The 17,967-nt window shown below is 60.3% G+C and carries 15 protein-coding genes; 3 read left to right on the plus strand and 12 right to left on the minus strand.

Features of this window, described 5'->3' with window-relative positions; translation table 11 throughout:
- Positions 1-11: 11 nt before the first annotated feature.
- From ACSJLU_RS06375 to ACSJLU_RS06400, 6 genes are all read right to left on the minus strand, one after another.
- Positions 12-2,090, minus strand: a complete 2,079-nt coding sequence (locus ACSJLU_RS06375; RefSeq protein WP_342096517.1) for an ABC transporter permease — start codon at positions 2,088-2,090, stop codon at positions 12-14.
- Between the two features lie 67 nt (positions 2,091-2,157).
- Positions 2,158-3,189 carry an ABC transporter substrate-binding protein gene (locus tag ACSJLU_RS06380; RefSeq protein WP_043136733.1) on the minus strand — a complete coding sequence of 344 codons (1,032 nt, stop codon included), beginning with the start codon at positions 3,187-3,189 and terminating at the stop codon, positions 2,158-2,160.
- Positions 3,186-4,490: an MFS transporter family glucose-6-phosphate receptor UhpC gene (gene uhpC / locus ACSJLU_RS06385; protein ID WP_043136737.1), complete on the minus strand. Its 1,305-nt coding sequence runs from the start codon at positions 4,488-4,490 to the stop codon at positions 3,186-3,188. The genes ACSJLU_RS06380 and uhpC overlap by 4 nt, the downstream gene beginning before the upstream one ends.
- A gap of 84 nt (positions 4,491-4,574) precedes the next feature.
- Positions 4,575-6,116 (minus strand): MASE1 domain-containing sensor histidine kinase, encoded by a 1,542-nt coding sequence (locus ACSJLU_RS06390; RefSeq protein ID WP_060447605.1) that lies wholly within the window; start codon positions 6,114-6,116, stop codon positions 4,575-4,577.
- Complete coding sequence (locus tag ACSJLU_RS06395; RefSeq protein ID WP_342096516.1) at positions 6,116-6,745, minus strand: response regulator transcription factor; 630 nt, start codon at positions 6,743-6,745, stop codon at positions 6,116-6,118. The genes ACSJLU_RS06390 and ACSJLU_RS06395 overlap by 1 nt, the downstream gene beginning before the upstream one ends.
- A gap of 122 nt (positions 6,746-6,867) precedes the next feature.
- Complete coding sequence (locus tag ACSJLU_RS06400; RefSeq protein ID WP_342096515.1) at positions 6,868-7,632, minus strand: arylamine N-acetyltransferase family protein; 765 nt, start codon at positions 7,630-7,632, stop codon at positions 6,868-6,870.
- A gap of 158 nt (positions 7,633-7,790) precedes the next feature.
- Between ACSJLU_RS06400 and ACSJLU_RS06405 the strand changes: the two genes are divergently transcribed.
- Positions 7,791-8,411 carry an HD domain-containing protein gene (locus ACSJLU_RS06405; protein ID WP_043136747.1) on the plus strand — a complete coding sequence of 207 codons (621 nt, stop codon included), beginning with the start codon at positions 7,791-7,793 and terminating at the stop codon, positions 8,409-8,411.
- On the opposite strand, the gene ACSJLU_RS06410 is transcribed toward ACSJLU_RS06405, so the two are convergent.
- The 3 genes from ACSJLU_RS06410 to pyk are packed head-to-tail and all read right to left on the minus strand — an operon-like array spanning position 8,371 to position 11,478.
- A complete protein-coding gene (locus tag ACSJLU_RS06410) occupies positions 8,371-9,255 on the minus strand; it encodes an AEC family transporter (RefSeq protein WP_230203377.1) in 885 nt (294 codons plus the stop codon). The two genes, ACSJLU_RS06405 and ACSJLU_RS06410, sit on opposite strands and share 41 nt — an antisense overlap.
- Before the next feature lie 55 nt (positions 9,256-9,310).
- Positions 9,311-10,048, minus strand: a complete 738-nt coding sequence (locus ACSJLU_RS06415; RefSeq protein ID WP_230203376.1) for a TSUP family transporter — start codon at positions 10,046-10,048, stop codon at positions 9,311-9,313.
- Positions 10,045-11,478, minus strand: a complete 1,434-nt coding sequence (pyk, locus tag ACSJLU_RS06420; protein ID WP_342096514.1) for a pyruvate kinase — start codon at positions 11,476-11,478, stop codon at positions 10,045-10,047. The genes ACSJLU_RS06415 and pyk overlap by 4 nt, the downstream gene beginning before the upstream one ends.
- Positions 11,479-11,781: 303 nt before the next feature.
- Between pyk and ACSJLU_RS06425 the strand changes: the two genes are divergently transcribed.
- Positions 11,782-12,534 carry an SDR family NAD(P)-dependent oxidoreductase gene (locus ACSJLU_RS06425; protein WP_043136760.1) on the plus strand — a complete coding sequence of 251 codons (753 nt, stop codon included), beginning with the start codon at positions 11,782-11,784 and terminating at the stop codon, positions 12,532-12,534.
- Positions 12,535-12,566: 32 nt separating this feature from the next.
- Here the strand turns inward: ACSJLU_RS06425 and ACSJLU_RS06430 are convergent, their stop codons facing one another.
- Positions 12,567-14,387, minus strand: coding sequence for a hypothetical protein (locus tag ACSJLU_RS06430; protein WP_049203821.1), 1,821 nt, complete (start codon positions 14,385-14,387; stop codon positions 12,567-12,569).
- Positions 14,388-14,584: 197 nt separating this feature from the next.
- Complete coding sequence (locus ACSJLU_RS06435; RefSeq protein ID WP_060432626.1) at positions 14,585-15,484, minus strand: LysR substrate-binding domain-containing protein; 900 nt, start codon at positions 15,482-15,484, stop codon at positions 14,585-14,587.
- 116 nt (positions 15,485-15,600) lie between these two features.
- Between ACSJLU_RS06435 and ACSJLU_RS06440 the strand changes: the two genes are divergently transcribed.
- A complete protein-coding gene (locus ACSJLU_RS06440; protein WP_025301944.1) occupies positions 15,601-16,380 on the plus strand; it encodes a HalD/BesD family halogenase in 780 nt (259 codons plus the stop codon).
- A 37-nt stretch (positions 16,381-16,417) separates the two neighbouring features.
- Here ACSJLU_RS06440 and ansP read toward each other — a convergent pair whose 3' ends face one another.
- Positions 16,418-17,884, minus strand: coding sequence for an L-asparagine permease (gene ansP / locus ACSJLU_RS06445; RefSeq protein WP_025301945.1), 1,467 nt, complete (start codon positions 17,882-17,884; stop codon positions 16,418-16,420).
- Between the last annotated feature and the right edge of the window lie 83 nt (positions 17,885-17,967).

Below are 17,967 nucleotides of genomic sequence, written 5' to 3' on the forward strand. Positions count from 1 at the left end.
CATGGGCTCCATTACGCCTGGTTTTTGGCTTTTGAACGGGAGATGCGTGCCTCACCGATCAGCCAGTCAAAGAGGAAAATAATCGCCAGCATCACCACGATCAGAATTGAACCGTAGGCGATCGCCACGCCGTATTCGCCGTCTTCCACGCGGTTGAGGATGTAGGCGGTGGCCACGCGGGTATCGGGGGTGACCAGGAAGACGATGGCGCTGACGGTAGTGATGGCGCGCACGAAGCTGTAGATCAGCGCCGACAGGATCGCCGGGCGCAGCAGCGGCAGCAGGATGTGCGTGATGGTGCGCAGCGAGCCGGCGCGCAGGCTGAGCGAGGCTTCGTCCAGCGATTTGTCTATCTGGCCCAGCCCGGCGATCCCGGCGCGAATGCCCACCGGCACGTTGCGCATCACCATCGAGATAATCACGATGGCGGCCGTCCCGGTGAGGTACACCGGCGCGCTGTTAAAGGCGAGAATGTAAGAGACGCCCGCCACGGTGCCCGGCACCGCAAAGCACAGCATGGTGGTGAACTCGATGGTCTTTTTGCCCTTGAACTGCTGGCGCACCACGATCCAGGCGATCAGCAGGCCGAAGGCGGCGGTGATCGGCGCGGCGATCCCGGCGTACAGCAGCGTGTCGAGCAGCGAAGGCCACGCGCCGTCGCTCATGCCCTGGCCGAACAGCTTGATGAAGTTATCCAGCGTCAGCGTGTAATCCACCCCCCAGTTGACGGTGAAGCTGCCGTAGAAAATGCTGCCGTAGAGCAGGGCGTTAAAGGCTATCCACACCGCCAGCAACGCGATCACGCCCCACACCAGCGTGACCGGCAGCGGCTGTACGTCGCCGCGGTAGGATTTGCCGGACACGGTGACGTAGGAACGCTTGCCGATCCACAGGTACTGGATGCAGAACACCAGCAGCGAGAACAGCAGCAGGAAGGCGCCGAGAGTGCTGGCGGCCTGATAGTCGAGCTGCGAGCCGGTGATGTAGAAATAGATTTGCGTCGCCAGCACGTCGAAGTTGCCGCCGAGCACCAGCGGGTTGCTGAAGTCGGCCAGCGATTGCACCACCACGATCAGAAACGCGTTGGCCAGCGCCGGTTTCAGCAGCGGCACGAACACGCCGTTAAAGGTTTGCCAACGGCTGGCGCGCAGGGTGTAGGAGGCCTCTTCCAGCGAAGGATGAATGGTCTTGATCGCGCCGTCGAGGATCATGAACGCCATCGGGGTGAACGCCAGCACCTGCGCCAGCCAGATGCCGGTAAAACCGTACAGCCAGTTGGTGTTGGTCAGGCCGAACCAGGCCACCATCCACTCGGTGACGTAGCCGGAACGCCCCATCATCAGCGTGACGCCCAGGCCGACGACGAACGGCGGCGTGACGATGGGCAGGATGGAGAAGATGCGGCCGATAATGGCGCTGCGCTTGGCGATGCGGGTGGTGTAAATCGCCAGCACCAGGCCGAAGAAGGTGCAGCCGGCGCCCACCGCGATCGACAGGGCGATGGAGTTGAGGATCACCTGAACGATATGCGCCTGCGACAGCACGTTCATAAACGCCAGCGGCGCGAATGCCCCCGTCTGGTCGGTGAACATCGGAATGAAAATCGCGATGCTCGGCCAGACGATGAAGACGCCGATCAGCGCCACGATGGTGACCAGCGCACCGATAACGAAACGGTCGCCACCCAGCCAGTCGAGGCGGGTCAGCGCCAGCGTCATGATGGCGCCCAGCGAGGTCAATTGCACCAGGGTGGCGTAGCCTAAGCCGCGTCCCGCCACCGTGGCGCTGACGACGATAAAGGCCATGCACAGCAGCGCCCAGCCGGCATCGAACGCGTGGCGGCGCCGCTGCTCACGGCCCGCCGCGGCGTAGGGGCGAAGCAGCAGCAGGCTCGGCAGCAGGCACCAAAGCCAGCTGATATTGCGGTGTGACCAGCCGTAGGCCGCGAGGATTTCATCGCCGGTGGATTCCAGCAGGCCGTAATCCAGGCTCCAGCTCGGCAGCAGGGCGAACGCCAGCCAGCCAAGCAAAACCCAAAGGAATATCGCATCTCGTTTTTTCACGAGATGGAGTGCATGTGTATGTGACATAAGTTTCCCGGATGTTCAGGCCGGGTAAGGCGTGAAGCTTACCCGGCAACAGGCGCAGAATGTGGGTTTATTTACCCATCTTGACTTCGCTGACCCATTTATTGATCAGCGCCTTGCGGACCTCGGTCGAGCCGTACTTGTCCATGTCGTAGTTGATCAGTTTCAGATCGTCGAGCTTCAGCGAGTTCGGCGAGGTATCGGCGGTGGTGTTGGTCAGGATCTGATAGGATTTGCCTTTCTTCCACGCCAGCTCCTGCGCCTCTTTCGACAGCACCCAGTCCACGAACAGTTTGGCGTTATCGAGGTTGCGCGCGCCTTTGAGGATGCTGACGCCGCCGATTTCGTAGCCGGTGCCTTCACACGGCGAGATCAGCTCAAGCGGCGCGCCCTGTTCTTTTTCGAGCGAGTAGTCATGCAGGAAACCGATGCCGATCGCCGTTTCACCGCGGGCGGCGTTGCGCGCCGGGGCAATGCCGGACTTGGTGTACTGCGAAACGTTGGCGTTCAGCTGCTTGAGGTAATCGAACGCCTGATCGTCTCCCCACAGTTGGGCAAAGGTCGCCAGCGCGGTGTAGGCGGTGCCGGAACTTTGCGGATCGGCGATTTGAATCTCGCCTTTGTATTCCGGTTTGGTCAGGTCTTTCCAGCACTTGGGCACCGGCAGGTTTTTCTCTTTCAGGCGCTGGGTATTGACGCCAAAGCCGAGAATGCCGACGTAGACCGCCGAGGAGTAGTTGCCTTTCAGCTTGGCTGGATCGCGGAATTGCGTCATGACTTGTTCGAGGTTGGGCGATTTGTACGGTTGCAGCAGCCCCATTTCACCGGCCTGGGATTGCGGATCGAGCGTGCCGCCGTACCAGACGTCCGCCTGCGGGTTCTTCTTCTCGGCGTCCACTTTTGCCAGCGTGCTGCCGGAACCGTTGCGGATAAACGCGGTTTTCACGTCATATTTCTCGCCGAAGGCTTTGGTTTCCGCTTCGCACATTTCATTGGTGGCGCTGCAGTAAACCACCAGGCGGCCCTTGGCGTGCGCGGCGCCGCTCAGCGTGGCCAGTGCGATGCCGGATGCTATCAGGGTAGTGACCCACGTTTTTTTCATTGTTTTATCCTTCTCTCGGTAGAGGTGGTAACGCTCGCCATCAGCAGCGGCATCAGCAATAAACCCATAAGAACGGCGGCGATCGACAGCAAACTGAACATGCCTGACCAGCCATAGCCTTCGATAACCCGCGACAGCGGCCAGCCCGCCAGCGCCGCCCCCAGATAGGCGAACAGGCCGAGAAAGCCGGTGATGGAGCCCGCGGCGCCTTTGTGCCCGCATTCCACGGCGGCGAGGCCAATCAGCATCTGTGGGCCGAAGACAAAGAAGCCCACCGCGAAAAAACAGCCCGCCAGCAGCGCGTAGTGATGCACCGGCGCCAGCCACAGCGCGGCGACGGAAACCATCAGCCCGAGCGTGAACAGCAAAATCATCGGCGCGCGCTGCCCGCCGAACAGCACATCCGAACCCCAGCCGGCGAACAGCGCACCGAGCAGGCCGCCTATCTCGAACAGCATCACCGTCGCATTGGCGCTGAGCAGGTTGACGCCGTGGCTTTCCGTCAGCCACAGGTTGCCCCAGTCGTTCAACGCGATGCGGATCAGGTAGACCAGCACGTAAGAGACGCCGAGCAGCCAGATCATCGGGTTCTTCAGCATCGTGGTGCGCAACATCTGCCACAGCCCCATCGGCGGGCTTTGCTGTTCCTGGCGCAGCTCCAGCGGATCGTGGCGCCACTGGCCGACCGACGGCAGGCCTTCTTCCTGCGGCGTGCCTGTCAGCTGCCGCGTGAGCCAGATGCCCAGCACCATGCTGACGGCCCCCGGGATCAACATCGCCGCCTGCCAGCCCCAGCGCTGGGCGGCGAAGGCGCTGATCAACGGCACGATCGCGCCGCCGAGGTTGATCGACATATTCCAGCAGCCCCACCAGAAGCCACGCTCATTGCGCGAATACCAGTGGGTCAGCAGCCGCGCGCAGGGCGGCCAGCCCCAGCCCTGAAAGAAGCCGTTCAGCGCCCAGACCGCCAGCAGCAGCGTCAGCGATTCGCCGAAGGCGAACGCCACGTTCAGCAAACCGGTGGCGAACAGGCCGATCCCCATAAACCCGCGCTGCCCATGGCCGTCGTGCCACAACCCGGCGGCGAATTTCGACAGGCCGTAGCTCAGATAAAACAGCGAGCCGAGCAGGCCAATGTCCCCTTTATCCAGCCCCAAATCCGTTTGCAGCGCCGGCAGCACGTAATTCACGCTTTTGCGCGTCAGGTAAAAGGCGGCGTACCCGATGACCATATACAGCAGCAGTCGCGGGCGCAGCGCGCGGTAACGATGATCGATTTCAGATGCCGAGCGTGCTTGCATAGCCGCCTCCCTGGTGCTGACTATAAGAAGGTGAAAGGGAAAGGGGATGAGAGAAAGTCCGGAGTGGCTAAGACTTTTTCCTAGTTAGTCGGCGGTTTGTTGCAAATTTGTGGGCAGGTTAACAATTACCCGGGTGCCGCGCTGCGTTTCCAGCGTCAGTTCGCCGCCGAGTGCGCTGACCCGTTCGCGCATCCCCTGAATGCCGAAGCCAGGCTCCTTGTCCGCACGGATGCCGATGCCGTTGTCCCGCACCTCGAGGTGCAAAAGCTCACCCTGTTGATACAAGACGATGGCGACTTCGCTGGCTTCGGCGTGTTTGCACACGTTGTTGAGCAGCTCTTGCAGCAGCCGGTAGAGGGTGAAGCGCACCGTCTCGCCGGCGGGCGTGTCGATGAGTCGGTAGTCGAAATGGCAACGGATGCCCCGTTCGCTAAAGGCGAATTCATTCAGCAGGTGGTGAAGCGCGTCTTTGAACGCCAGCTCGTCCAGCGCGGGCGGGCGAAGCTGGCGCAGCAGCTGGCGCGTGGAGTGATGAATGCGCCGGGCGAGATCGGCTATCTGGTTCGCGGCGGCCTGGGTTTGCGCCGGATCGCGCGCCCGCTTGACCAGCTGCGACTGGATTTGAATCGCGGTGATGTTCTGGCCGATTTCATCGTGCAGCTCGCGCGCCAGGTTTTTTCGCGTGTCTTCTTCGGTGTGGATCAGTTTTTCGGTCAGCGCCCGCCGCGCCGCCAGCTCTTCTTCCAGGCGTCGGCGATAATGGTGCAGGTTTTGCGCCAGGTGTTGCTGGCGGCTGATGGCGATGCCCAGGCCGATGCCGAGCAGCGCCTGCGTCGCCAGAAAGATTTCCAGCTCGACCAGATTGCCGAACCCCACGCCGACCTGCCGGGCGAGGGTGATCATCATGCTGCCGAGCAGGCCGGACAACACGCCGCCCTGCCAACCGAACTTCCACGCCATCACCACGTTCGGCAAAAACACCACGATCAGCAGCAGGCGCTCGATTTCCGGCGATAGCACCATCTGCGTACCGATGCCGATAACGAAAAACAGGCTGCACCAGATGATTAAGGAGGCGCGCAGCGGCGGATTGGTGGTGTCCAGCCCCAGCAGGTGGTAACGGTGCTGTTGGCGCAGAAATTCAAAGATCAGGTAGACGAACGGGGTCAGCAAAACGCCGCCGGTAAACGACGCCAGGCCGAGCAACATCGCCGGGCTGTGCGCGAAAGGCGACAGCAGGGCGGTATTGAGCAGCGAGGCGGCGGTCACGGTAGCCAGCAGCAGCGTCAGCCGCTGCCAGTAGAGCGGAAAACGGCGCCAGAATCGCTGCGCGAGCGCGGCCGGGAGCAGGGTGATGAACGGCGCGGCCAGCAGGCCGTAGCCGCTCAGCAGGCGTTCGCCGTGCAGCCAGAACAGCAGCAGCACCGGCGGTATTATCAGAGCGGGCCAATAGCGGCGCGCCAGCAAGATCAGCAGCGCGAGATAGACGCCGTGAGACAGAAACAGCGCTGCCTGATTGCCGTTGTGGGTCAGATAGAAGCCGAGCGTCCACAGCATCAGCCAGCCACTGCCCCAGGCCAACAGGATAAACAGCGAGATAACCCAGCGCCGTGAGCGGAGTGACATCAATGCCCCGCCAGCAGCTGATGTTCGAGGGCGAAATGCACCAGCTCAATGGTGCTGTTGCACTGCAGCTTGCCCAGGACGTTGGCGCGATGTACGTGTACCGTTTTATGGCTGAGATCGAGCTTGAAAGCGATCTCCTTTACGCTGTCGCCTCTGACCAGCAGATCGAATATTTCACGCTCGCGCGGGGTCAGCACTTCCAGCGCCGTGGCCGGCTGCTCGCCGCCGCGCAGCGCTCGCAGCGCGTCGGCGCACAGGTAATGGCCGCCCATCTCGACGGAGCGCACCGCCTGCACCAGTTCTTCCGGCCCGCAGCGTTTGGTCAGATAGCCGCTGGCGCCGGCGTCCAGCGCGCTCTGCACGAAGGTGGGTGAGTCATAGATGCTGAGGATGATTGCGCGGAACTGCGGCTTCTGCGCCCGCAGGCGTTTCAACAGGCTTAGGCCGTTTTCATCCGGCATGGCGATGTCCATCACCGCGACGCTGACGTCGTCGCGCAGCAATGCCAGCCAGGCCGCCGCCGCGCTGCTGTATTGCCCCACCACGTCGATATCGTCCTCGAGGCTGAGCAATTGCGCAAAGCCGGAGCGCACCACCACATGGTCATCCACCAGTATCACACGGATCATTTTCGCACTCTGTTGCCGAATCATGACCCTATGATGCCTGCCGCCGCGGTGCTGGCAATCAGCCAAGCGCGGTTATGCAATCGATGTAACAGAATCGTAATAAAAGGGCGCCACCGGCGTCGTCAACGATCCAAATCGATGGCGAAATGCTGCCACAGCGCGGCGCGGCGTTCCTCTTCCGAATGCAGCGTCGTTTCGTGGCGCTGGTGATCTTCGGTCACGATCAGCTTCATGTCGCTGAGGGTCACCCGGCCGTGCTCCGTCGGCCGTGAGCACACCAGACGTTGGGTGAAATGCGACTGCGGCGAGGTGCTGTGGAAGTGGCACATCTCGTCGAACTCAGGCAATTCGCGCGGCTGAACGGTAAAGCGATACAGGGTTTTGGCATGCGAGCGTTGGTCGCCGTTGCGGCGCTCCAGCAGGTAATACTCGCCTTCCCGCTCCAGGTGGAAAGTGCCGCTGGCCTGCGGTTGCGGCTCGGCGGCGACGATTTTGAGCGGCGTCAGGAAGGAATCGCCGAAACCGACGTCCACCAGCCAGGCCTGCCCCGCCAGATCCACCCGCAGCGCCAGATGGTCGTAGGGCGGGCCGAAATGGCCGTCGCGCGCGCGGATCTCGCCGGAGATGAAGCTCACCTTGAAACCGATCTCCCGCAGCAGCAGGGCAAACAGCGTGTTCAGCTCATAACAGAAACCGCCGCGGTTACGCTCGACCACCTTGCTGAACAGCGCCTCCGGCGTCAGCTGAATACCCTGATGATAAATAATGCTCAGGTTCTCGAACGGGACGCTCAGCATGTGGCGATGGTGCAGCTGTTGCAACGTGGGGAGGTCAGGGCGGGCGCCGCCGGTAAAGCCGATATGCTGCAGGTAGCGTTGGGTATCCACAGGGTGTCTCGCATGAGAAAAAGTAGGCATAAAATAGCGGGCTTTGCGGCGTTTGTGAGCGCATTACGTGCTGCGTTGTCGGCATAACTCATAACCAAATCGACTCAGATGTGCAGCATTGCTGCCGTACACTGAATCGAAATGGATAAGGAGTAAGTATGGATTTAACCTTGAAAGCGCAGCGATTTGCCAATGAAGCTCACCATGCCTGCAATCAGCGGCGCAAGTTCACCGGGGAGCCGTATATCGTGCATCCTGCAGCGGTGGTGGTTCTGCTGCAGCGAGCCAAGCCGACGCCAGAAATGGTCGCCGCTGCCTGGCTGCATGATACGGTAGAAGATACGGCGGTGACCCTGGCGGATATCCGGCGAGAATTCGGCCCGACGGTCGAGCGTTATGTGGAAATGTTGACCGACGTGCAGCCTCGCAGCTATGGCGGTGAGCGTCTGCACCGTAAAAATGCCAATCTGCAGCACAGCGCGCAGGCCTGCGCGGAAGCGCAGACCATCAAACTGTGCGACTTGATTGACAACAGCAGGAGCATTACCGATTACGATGTCTCCTTTGCCCGTCACTATCTGGTGGAAATGGCGCGTTTATTGGCCGTTTTATCGGCGGGCGAGGCCGGCCTGTTGGCCCTGGCCCGCCGACAGTGCGCAGAAGCTGTCGAACGCCTCAACCGTCGTTATGGAAACGACGGCTGGTTCGACACGTTGTGGCAGAGGTATGAGGCCCATCTTAAGCTGGATGAGCTGAAAACTGGGTCAGCAGCAAAATAACAGGAATGGTGACCGCCGCCAGTAGCGTTTGAATCGTGATGATGCCGGCCGACAAGCGATAATCGCCGCCCAGCAGTTTCGCCATGATGTAGGCGGAAGGTGTACAGGGTAAGGCGTTAAACAGGACGATAGTCGCCAACACCGGGCCGGAGATGCCCAGGGCGATGCCGATTCCCAGCGTCAATAGCGGTACCAGCAACAACTTGACGAAGGTCGATTGTAGGACGGGGCCCTGCGCCGTACGCGCCGCCTGTATATCCAGCCCTGCGCCGACCGCCAGCAACCCCAATGGCAGAGAGGCGCCGCCGAGAATAGTGAGAATGTTCTCCAGCGCCGCGCCAAGCGACAAGTCACTGGCGTTGAAGGCCAGACCGGCCAAGACCGAAAGGATCACCGGGTTTTTCCCCAGCGCTTTGGCGATCTGTTTGCCGCCGGGGCGGGTACCCTGGCCGTAATGCATCAGTACGACAATCGAGGCCACGTTCAACAGCGGGATGGCGACGGCGATGCTGATGGAGGTCACCGTCAGGCCGGTGTGGCCGAAAGTCGCCGCCGCTGCGGCAACCCCGATGTAGGTATTGGGGCGCAGAGCGCCCTGTATGACCGAAGAGAAAACCGGCCCGGGCTGTTTTAGCCAGATTCGCCAGAGGTACAATGACAAGGCGCCAATCAAGACGGCGCCCAGCACAGACAGGGCAATCGGCCGCACTGGAAACTGGCTGAGGTCGGCTTTGCCGACCTGGATAAACATCAGCGCCGGGAAGAGATAAAAGTAATTCAGCTTTTCGCAGGGCAGCCAGAAAGCCCGATCGATCAGGTTCTTGTGCCGTAGTGTGAATCCCATTGCGATTAAAAATATCACCGGAATCAGAGAAAAGAGAGTCGTCGCCATGGTGATCCTATAAATAGCCTTTAGTGAGGACGACCACGCCATAGAAGGCAATAAAGCCGGTCACCATTTTTTCATAAACGGGAGCGCTAGCTCTCTTGAACAGCAGATTGCCGACGACCAGATACACAAGCAGAGCCAGCGGTGCCGCGGTGAAACCGTCGAGGCTCAGAGCTTGCCATTTAATGCTGGCCAGCGTGGCCAATTGAATTAAACCGAACATCAGGTAGTAACGGGAGACGGTGGTTCTTATCTCCAGTTTCTCTCGATGGCTGGCGGCAGCGTAGAGTGCCAGCAAGGCGCCACCCATGTTGGTGACGCCATGTATCAGGCCCATGATCGCGATATAAGCGCGCTGATGTTTGCCGAGGTAACGTTTCAATGTTTCTTGCAGTGACAGGCGAAAGCGCATCAAGGCGGAAAACAGCAGGATAGCCCCCACCAGCAGATCGACATTCACTTTCACCGTCGAATGCAAAACCAGGCTCAGCGCCAGAATGACGAAAATGGCGCAAATCAGCATATTGATCTTTTCACGAGCGGGAAAAGCAATGCGGCGGGCACCAAGCGTCTGCGTCAGAGAGATCAGCACCGACGACGGCAGCAGCAGCCCAAGTACAGAGGAGAAATCAACGCCCAGCATCAAGAGCGTCGGCGTACCGAACACCAATATGCCCATGCCGAAAACCGATTGGATTACGGCAAATAGCGCAATCACCAGATAGAACAACGCATGATTATCCATCATGCCACCTCTTCGTTCCGGTGAAGCTCCTGCGCCGCGTCAGAGTGCAGGTAGGCCTCGGCGCTGAGCGTGCGCAAGATATTACCGCTGATATGCTGATTGTCTTGCTGGGCGCTGACCAGCAGCAAAACATCATGCCGATTTATCAATCCATTGTCTGACAGGACGTTCAGTGCCAAACGTTCGGTTGCCGGTTGTGTCAGATCGATCCGAGGCAATGTCAGGCCGGTGATACCCGGCAGCATATTCCAACTGCGCACCGTCGCCGCATCGTTGCCGAATGCGACGATTGGGATGCCGATGTTGGCCATGGCGGCGATGCGCACGCTGTAACCCGTGCGAGAAAAAACCACCACCCGGGAGATCGGCAAGGCGCGGGTAAGGGCGCCGATAGCCTGTCGAATATCGTCGGCCTGTGCAGGGGGAGATGAGTGGGGGGCATGCGCCAAATGCTGTTCCGCCAACTGGGCTACGCTGGCGATGCGGGCAACGGCCTCCAGCGGATAACGTCCTACGGCGGTCTCACCGGAAAGCATCACCGCCGCGGCGCCGTCCAGCACCGCGTTGGTGATGTCGCTGACCTCCGCTTTGGTTGGCAGCGGGTTCTCTATCATGCTGTGCAGCAATTCCGTCGCCACGATGGTGGGTTTGCCCGCGTGGGAGGCGGCACGGAGGATCTGTTTTTGGTAGAGGGAAACGTGGTCGATCGAGGTTTCCACCGCCAGATCGCCGCGATCGATCATGATAACGTCGGCGGCGGCGATGACTTCCTCCAGATGTTCTATGCCGCCGCTGTTTTCCACTTTCGCCACGATGCGGGGCGTATCGCTTCCGATCAGCGCTCTGATTGCGTTGATATGTGCGGCGCTTTCGACGAAGCTGATGCCGATGTAGTCCACTTGATGCGCTTTGGCGAAGGCGATCATGTCGCGGTCTTTCTCCGTTATCAGCGCCTGCCCGAGATCGATGCCAGGCACATTGATACCTTTGCGGCTTTTTAGTTGGCCGTCCATGTCGGCCTGCAGATGGATGTCCCGATCGATGATGTTGACGACCTGGAACGAGAGGGTGCCATCATCGGCGAAAACCTTATCTCCCACCGTCAGCCGTTCATGCAACCGGCCATACCCCACCGGGACTTTTTCCTCCCCGTTATGCGAAGTATCGGTCGTGAGGATCAACGTTTGCCCTTTAGTGAACGAGGGTTCGTGTTTCAATTGCAATGTGCGGATTTTTCTACCGGGAATGTCCAGCAGCACCGGCGTATCCGGCAACGTTTTACGCAGCAGCGCGATGGTTTCCGCATGCCAGTCGAGCGTGTTGTGCGAACCGTTCAATCGGGCGACGGACATGCCAGCTTTTTCCAGCGCTGCCAAGGTGTTTATGTGGCGAGAAGCGGGGCCGATGGTAGCGATAATGCGAGTATTTGCCATGATAAATGCTCCGATAAGTTAAGATGCATTTATCTATGACAGTTTTATGACAGCGAGGAAAATAGGGGTTTAATCTAACTAATATATAAAAAGTTATAATGGGTTTCGTCGTCATGGCTGGCGCGATTTCCATATTTAATGATGAAAATAAAATGGTTATGCAATTTATTTCCATCGTATATCTAAAATATTGATAATGGTTATACCTTTACTTCTCGTCGTGTTGGACATCGCTGCTGCCGCAAACTGTCACTTGCCGGCGCTAGCCTGTTCCCCTGAGTTCAACGTTGCAGGAGAACGGCTATGCAAGATTTCAAACATCGGGTGGCGCTGGTGACCGGCGCGTCCACCGGCATTGGCGAAGCGATCGCCGCCGAGCTGTTTCGGCGCGGCGCCACGGTGGTGATGACCGGCCGCCACGCAGTGCCTCTCGCCGCCGCCGCCGCGCGGCTCGATCCCGACGGCCGACGGGTGATGACGTTGCGGATGGACGTGCGCGATGCGCCGTCGGTGCGGCAGGGTATTGAAGAGATCGTGCGGCGCTGCGGCGCGCTGCATCTACTGGTCAACAACGCCGGGATCACCGGCCCGCACGAGGTGGATATCGATCGGTACGCGGTCGAAGATTGGCACGAGGTGATCGCCACCTGCCTGAGCGGCACGTTTTTCGGCATGAAGTACGGCCTGCCGGCGATCGTCGCCGGCGGCGGCGGGGCGGTGGTGAACCTCTCTTCCGCCAACGGCGTGGTGGGCATTGCCGGGATTGCACCTTATACCGCCGCCAAGCATGGCGTGCTGGGCCTGACGCGCTCGGCGGCGCTGGAATTCGCCACGCGCGGCGTGCGCGTTAATGCCGTCGGGCCGGGCTATGTGGACACGCCAGCGATGGGGAAACTGCCAGCGCCGGCGCGGGCGCAGATGGCCGCTTCGCACCCGCTGGGGAGGATGGCGACGCGGGAAGAGGTGGCGAAAACGGTGGCTTTCCTGCTTTCGGACGACAGCAGTTTCACCACCGGCGCGTTTTACAGCATCGACGGCGGTTATACCGCGCGTTAATGGCAAACAGGCCCCTGACGGGGCCCGTTCGGTTACCAGGATTTACGCGGGTTGCGGGAGACGATGTCGATCTTTTGACACAACAGTTGGGTGATGTCCACCGAGGTGGGCTGAGCGGCGCTGCCGACAAAGTTTTTCAGCACGATGGCGATGCGGGCATAATTGACATAGCCCTCAGGCAACGGCAAATATTCCGACGAGTTAAGCGCAGTGATGCGATCCGAGGTCATCGTTGCCGAAGCGGCCGGCGTTACCGTGCCGGTGCGCCCCCACTGGCAAGCTTTTTCAAGTAGGGTAGTGACGCCGGCATCGCCATTCAGGACATACTTGCCTTGGTAAGTGCCGATGGTGACATCAAGGCTGCTCTGGCCTTTCAGGTTTGCCAGCGTGGCGCGCCACAGTACCAGATCGTTTTTCGCGATTGGGAAGTAGATCTCGACGCGTTTGTCCGTTGTCGTCGCCGTTTTGGTGGTGGCGGTCAGCACGCCGTTTTGCAGCGTCACCGCCAGATCGGCGGTCTCCGTTTGCGAGAGGCGTGCGCCGCCGAAGGCATAGACGTTATTCAATGCCAGCGCGCCGCTCTCTTTCCAGCTCGGCTCCGGCAGATGGTTGACGCCATCGCCCAGATAGAGCAGGCGCCACATGTTGATGTAGCCGGGCGCGACGATCTTTTTCATCTCAATATGGTTGTTGGACCAGCCTTTTTTAATGTCGGCGTTCACCAGATCGAAACCGTCGATATAACATTTTCCGCTCAGATCGCTGGACTTATCGAAGAAGAAATACTCGACGTATTGGTAGGGCACGTTGCTGCCGGCATCGGTGTTGTTGGTCATCACGCTGTGCCATTGGCTGTCTTTGATTTTTACCGTACCGCCGTTGTTGCTGGTAAAGACCGGCCGGTAGTTGCGGCAATTGGCGTTGCCCCATTCGAAGTGGCAATTTTTGAAGTCCAGCGTGCCGCCCTTAAGGTCGAACAAACCATAGTCGGTATTGGCCAACTGTTCGGTTTCATTGCTAAAGCCGCTGTAGTCGAATGAACAATCGCGGAAGGCCAAGGCATGCACCCCCTGATAATAGTTTCTGCTGTCGCCGAACAGGCATTTGTAGAAGACGATTTTTTCGCCGGCGTTAGCGGTGGTTTCAGACCAGATCGGCCAGAAGCAGCCGCGCACCATGATGCTATGCCAGCTCTGAATATAGGCGTTATTGCCAAAGACGATGCCTTTATACAGGTTGGTCAGCCAGACGTTTTGCACCAGCAGTTGGCAGGCCGGCAGGCCGTGCATGTTTGAGGCATCGCTGTAGACGCACAGGCCGCGCAGGTTGGCCGCCGCGCCAGGGGCACCCACGATGCGCAGGTTATAAATCGCCGGCGCTCCCAGCGAATATTGCACGCGTACGCACTCGATGTTGGTGGCGCCGCTGAAGTCCAGAATGGTGCCCTTAAAATCGACGGCGTTTTTCCACAGCTTCAGGTTCGCGGTGGTTTTACAAGAGCGAACGCCGCCGGGGCCAACCAGAGTAATCCCCGCCGGGGTCGTTGGGATAGGCAACTGCCACCACTCTTCGCCTTTGACCTGCAAGAAGTTGCACGCGCGGGTAATGGTCAGCGAGTAATCCAGTTCATCGCCCGGCAGGTGCCACCAATCGATGCTGTAATCGCCGTCATTGATGATGCGCTTCCAGCGGCGGTTTTGCGCGTCGACGAGCAGGGTGACGCCGTTGTCCTGGCTGGTGGTATCCGTATCGTCTCGGGTAAATACGCCGTGATGGTAGCGGTTTTCGAGCATCACCGCGGTTTCGCTACCGGCATAGCTGCGCAGGTTGGCGTAATCATTTAATGAAATCATGGAATAGCCCTCGTTTTGGACAATAAGAGGCCGATGCAATATGGCGATTGCAGGGGCGGCGGCATAGGGAAATGACATTGTGGCCGAAGGGCGAATCGGTTCGCGATCCCGGTCGGCAGAGATAAATTAACAGGCTGAGGTGAGAGGCTTAAGCGTTCAGGGTTGTGCCTGACGCCAGCAAACATCGCCGCCGGGGTTCAGGTTTGGTCTGTAGATACGAGGGTTTGCAACCAGGCCAGAAACGCCGCTGCGCCGGGTTTTTCCAGCGTGCGCGGCGGGTAAACTACGTAGTAGGGTTTGCTGAGCCGCAGCGCCGGTTCGGCCAGGGTGACCAGCTGGCCTTCCGCCAGTTCACGGGCGATCAGCCGCCGCTGGCCGAGCAGCACCCCGCGCCCTTGCACGGCGGCGTCGATGGCCAGTGACGTCAGGTTATAGGTTAGCCCGCGCCGCGGCGGCGGCGGCCGATCGGCGGCGGTGAACCACTCGTGCCAGCCCGGCAAAAACTGGCTCTCCTTGCCCCAGTCGACGTGGATCAGCGGCAGCTGCGTCCAGTCGCCGCACTCGCGCAGCGCCGGGCTGCACACCGGCTGCACCCAATCCTGAAACAGCTGCACCTTTTCCAGCAGCGGGTAATCCTGATCGCCGAAGCACAGGGCGAAATCCGCCGCCGAATGGGCGAAATCGACCGCCGCATGGGTGGCGTGCAGCCGCAAATCGCCGTCGGGGCACTGCGCCAGCCAGTCGCCCAGCGCCGGATTCAGCCATTTAGACGCCAGCGCCGGCAGGGCGAACACCGTCAGCGCCTGTTTGCCGCGCTGGCGTTCGACGTGCTGCTGCGCCACGCGCAGCGTTTCGAACGCCTCCTGCACGTAGGCCAGGTAGTCCGCGCCCTGTTCGGTCAGCGTGACGCCGCTTTTGGCGCGAATGAACAGCGTGATGCCCAGATGCTGTTCGAGCTGGCGGATTTGCTGGCTGACGGCGGCGGCGGTCAGCGCCAGCACATCCGCCGCACGGGCCAGGCTGCCGGTGCGAGCGGCGGTTTCGAACGCCAGAATGGCGCTCAGCTTGGGCAGGCGAGCACGGGACGGTGGCGGCATGGGCAGGACTATCGCTAAGAATTCGTTAGCTTATCCATAACGTATTTTTGTTATGGCGGCAATGCGCCATTCGCTACAGTGAGAAGCATCCGGCTATCGCACACGAGGGGAACGTCATGCCGCAACTTGCCGATATTATCGATCTGTCCGCCCATCCCATCGACGACGCCGCATTCCGCGCCCGTTGCAGGCAAACGCTGGCGCGCGCCGGCGCGCTGGTGCTGCCGGGATTTCTGCGCCCCGCCGCGCTGGCGACGGTAAGGCTGGAAGGCGCCGAACAGCACCACGCGGCGTTTTACGCCAGCAGCAAACACAACGTGTATCTACGGCCGCAGGACGACGCGCTGCCGGCCGACCATGCGCGCAACCGGCTGGTGGTGTCATCCAAGGGCTGCATTACCGACGAGGATATCCCATCGCAGTCGCCGCTGCGTGCGCTGTACGATGCTCCGGCGTTTCGCGAGTTTCTCTGCGCGGTGTTGGATGAGGCGCAGCTGTATCCCTACGCCGATCGGCTGTCGTCGATCAACCTGCATTACGCCCACACCGGTCAGGAGCTGGGCTGGCATTTTGACAACTCCTCGTTCGCCATCACGCTGCTGATCCAGAAACCGCAGGGGGGCGGCCGTTTCGAATACGTGGAGAACCTGCGCGATGCCGACCGCGGCGAGATGAACTATGCCGGGGTCACGCAGGTGCTGGACGGTGAGCGGGCGGTCAAACAGCTGGCGATGGAGGAGGGGGATTTAGTGCTGTTTCGCGGGCGCAACGCCATGCACCGGGTGACGCCGACCGAAGGCGACACCACGCGCATGCTGGTGGTGCTGGCCTACAATGCGCAGCCGGATGTCATGCTGTCGGAAAGCGCCAGAATGACGTTTTACGGCCGGTTATAGCGGATAAAAAAACCGCCCCGGAGGGCGGTTTGTCGATTCAGTGCGGGTTCTGCTCTTCGTGAGCCTGCTGCTCCCGCTTCACTTCCTGCGCGCGCTTGCGCAGGCCGAACCAGCCCAGCGTCAGCAGCACCGCCAGCACCGGAATGGTGGCGATGGTCCAGGTGCCGTTCGGATAATCGAACGCCATCATCACGACGACGACCAGCAGGAACGCCAGCGTCAGCCAGGAGGTGAACGGCGCGCCCGGCATTCTGAACGATACCGGCTGCGCACGGCCTTCGCGCACGGCTTTGCGCAGGCGCATCTGGCAAACGATGATAAACGCCCAGGAGGCGATGATGCCCAGCGAAGCGATGTTTAGCACGATCTCGAAAACCCGCGACGGCACCAGGTAGTTGAGCACCACGCCGATCACGTAGATGCCGCAGGTAACCAGGATGCCGGCGTAAGGCACCTGCTGGCTGCTCATTTTAGCCATCAGCTTCGGCGCGGAGCCGCCCATCGCCAGTGAACGCAGGATGCGGCCGGTGGAATAGAGGCCGGAGTTGAGGCTGGACAGCGCGGCGGTCAACACCACGATGTTCATGATGGTGCCGATGTAAGGCACGCCCAGCTTGCTGAAGAAGGTCACGAACGGGCTTTGGCCGGCCTGATAGGCGTTCCACGGCAGCAGCAGCACCAGCAGCACCACGGAGCCGACGTAGAACAGACCGATACGCCAGATCACGCTGTTGATCGCTTTGGGCATCATTTTAGCCGGATCTTTACACTCGCCGGCGGCGGTGCCGATAAGCTCGATGCCGGCGAAGGCGAAGATCACCCCTTGCACCAGCACCAGCGCCGGCAGCAGGCCGTGCGGGAACATGCCGCCGTTTTCGGTGATCAGGTGCATGCCGGTGGTGTGGCCGGCGACCGGGGTGCCGGTGCCGAGGAAGACGACGCCGACAATCAGGAACAGCGCGATAGCGACGACCTTGATCAGCGCGAACCAGAACTCCATCTCGGCGAACCACTTCACGCCGATCATGTTCATGGTGGCGACGATGCCGAGCGCGCCGAGGGCAAACAGCCACTGCGGCACGTCGGCAAAGGTGCCCCAGTAGTGCATATATAGCGCCACCGCGGTGATGTCGACGATGCCGGTCATCGCCCAGTTGAGGAAATACATCCAGCCGGCGACGTAAGAGGCTTTCTCACCGAGAAACTCGCGGGCGTAAGAAACGAAGCTGCCGCTGGAAGGGCGATGCAGCACCAGTTCGCCCAGCGCGCGCAGGATGAAGAAAGAGAAAATCCCGCACACCAGGTAGACCAGTGCCAGCGCCGGCCCGGCCAACTCGAGACGGCCGCCGGTACCGAGGAATAAGCCGGTACCGATAGAGCCACCGATGGCGATCATTTGGATTTGCCGGTTGCCCATGCTTTTGTGATACCCGGATTCATGAGAGTCTAGCCAGCGTCTTCTGGCGGCGTGTTTGTCATCCGCCGACTTTTTTTGTGAGTGCATTATCCGTCCTGTTTACCTGTCTATGATGAACCCCGCTCTGAGCTGCAGAGCAAACGATTGCCATTAACAATCGTAATGAGAAT

Source organism: Serratia bockelmannii (assembly GCF_051803255.1).
GTDB lineage: Bacteria > Pseudomonadota > Gammaproteobacteria > Enterobacterales > Enterobacteriaceae > Serratia > Serratia bockelmannii.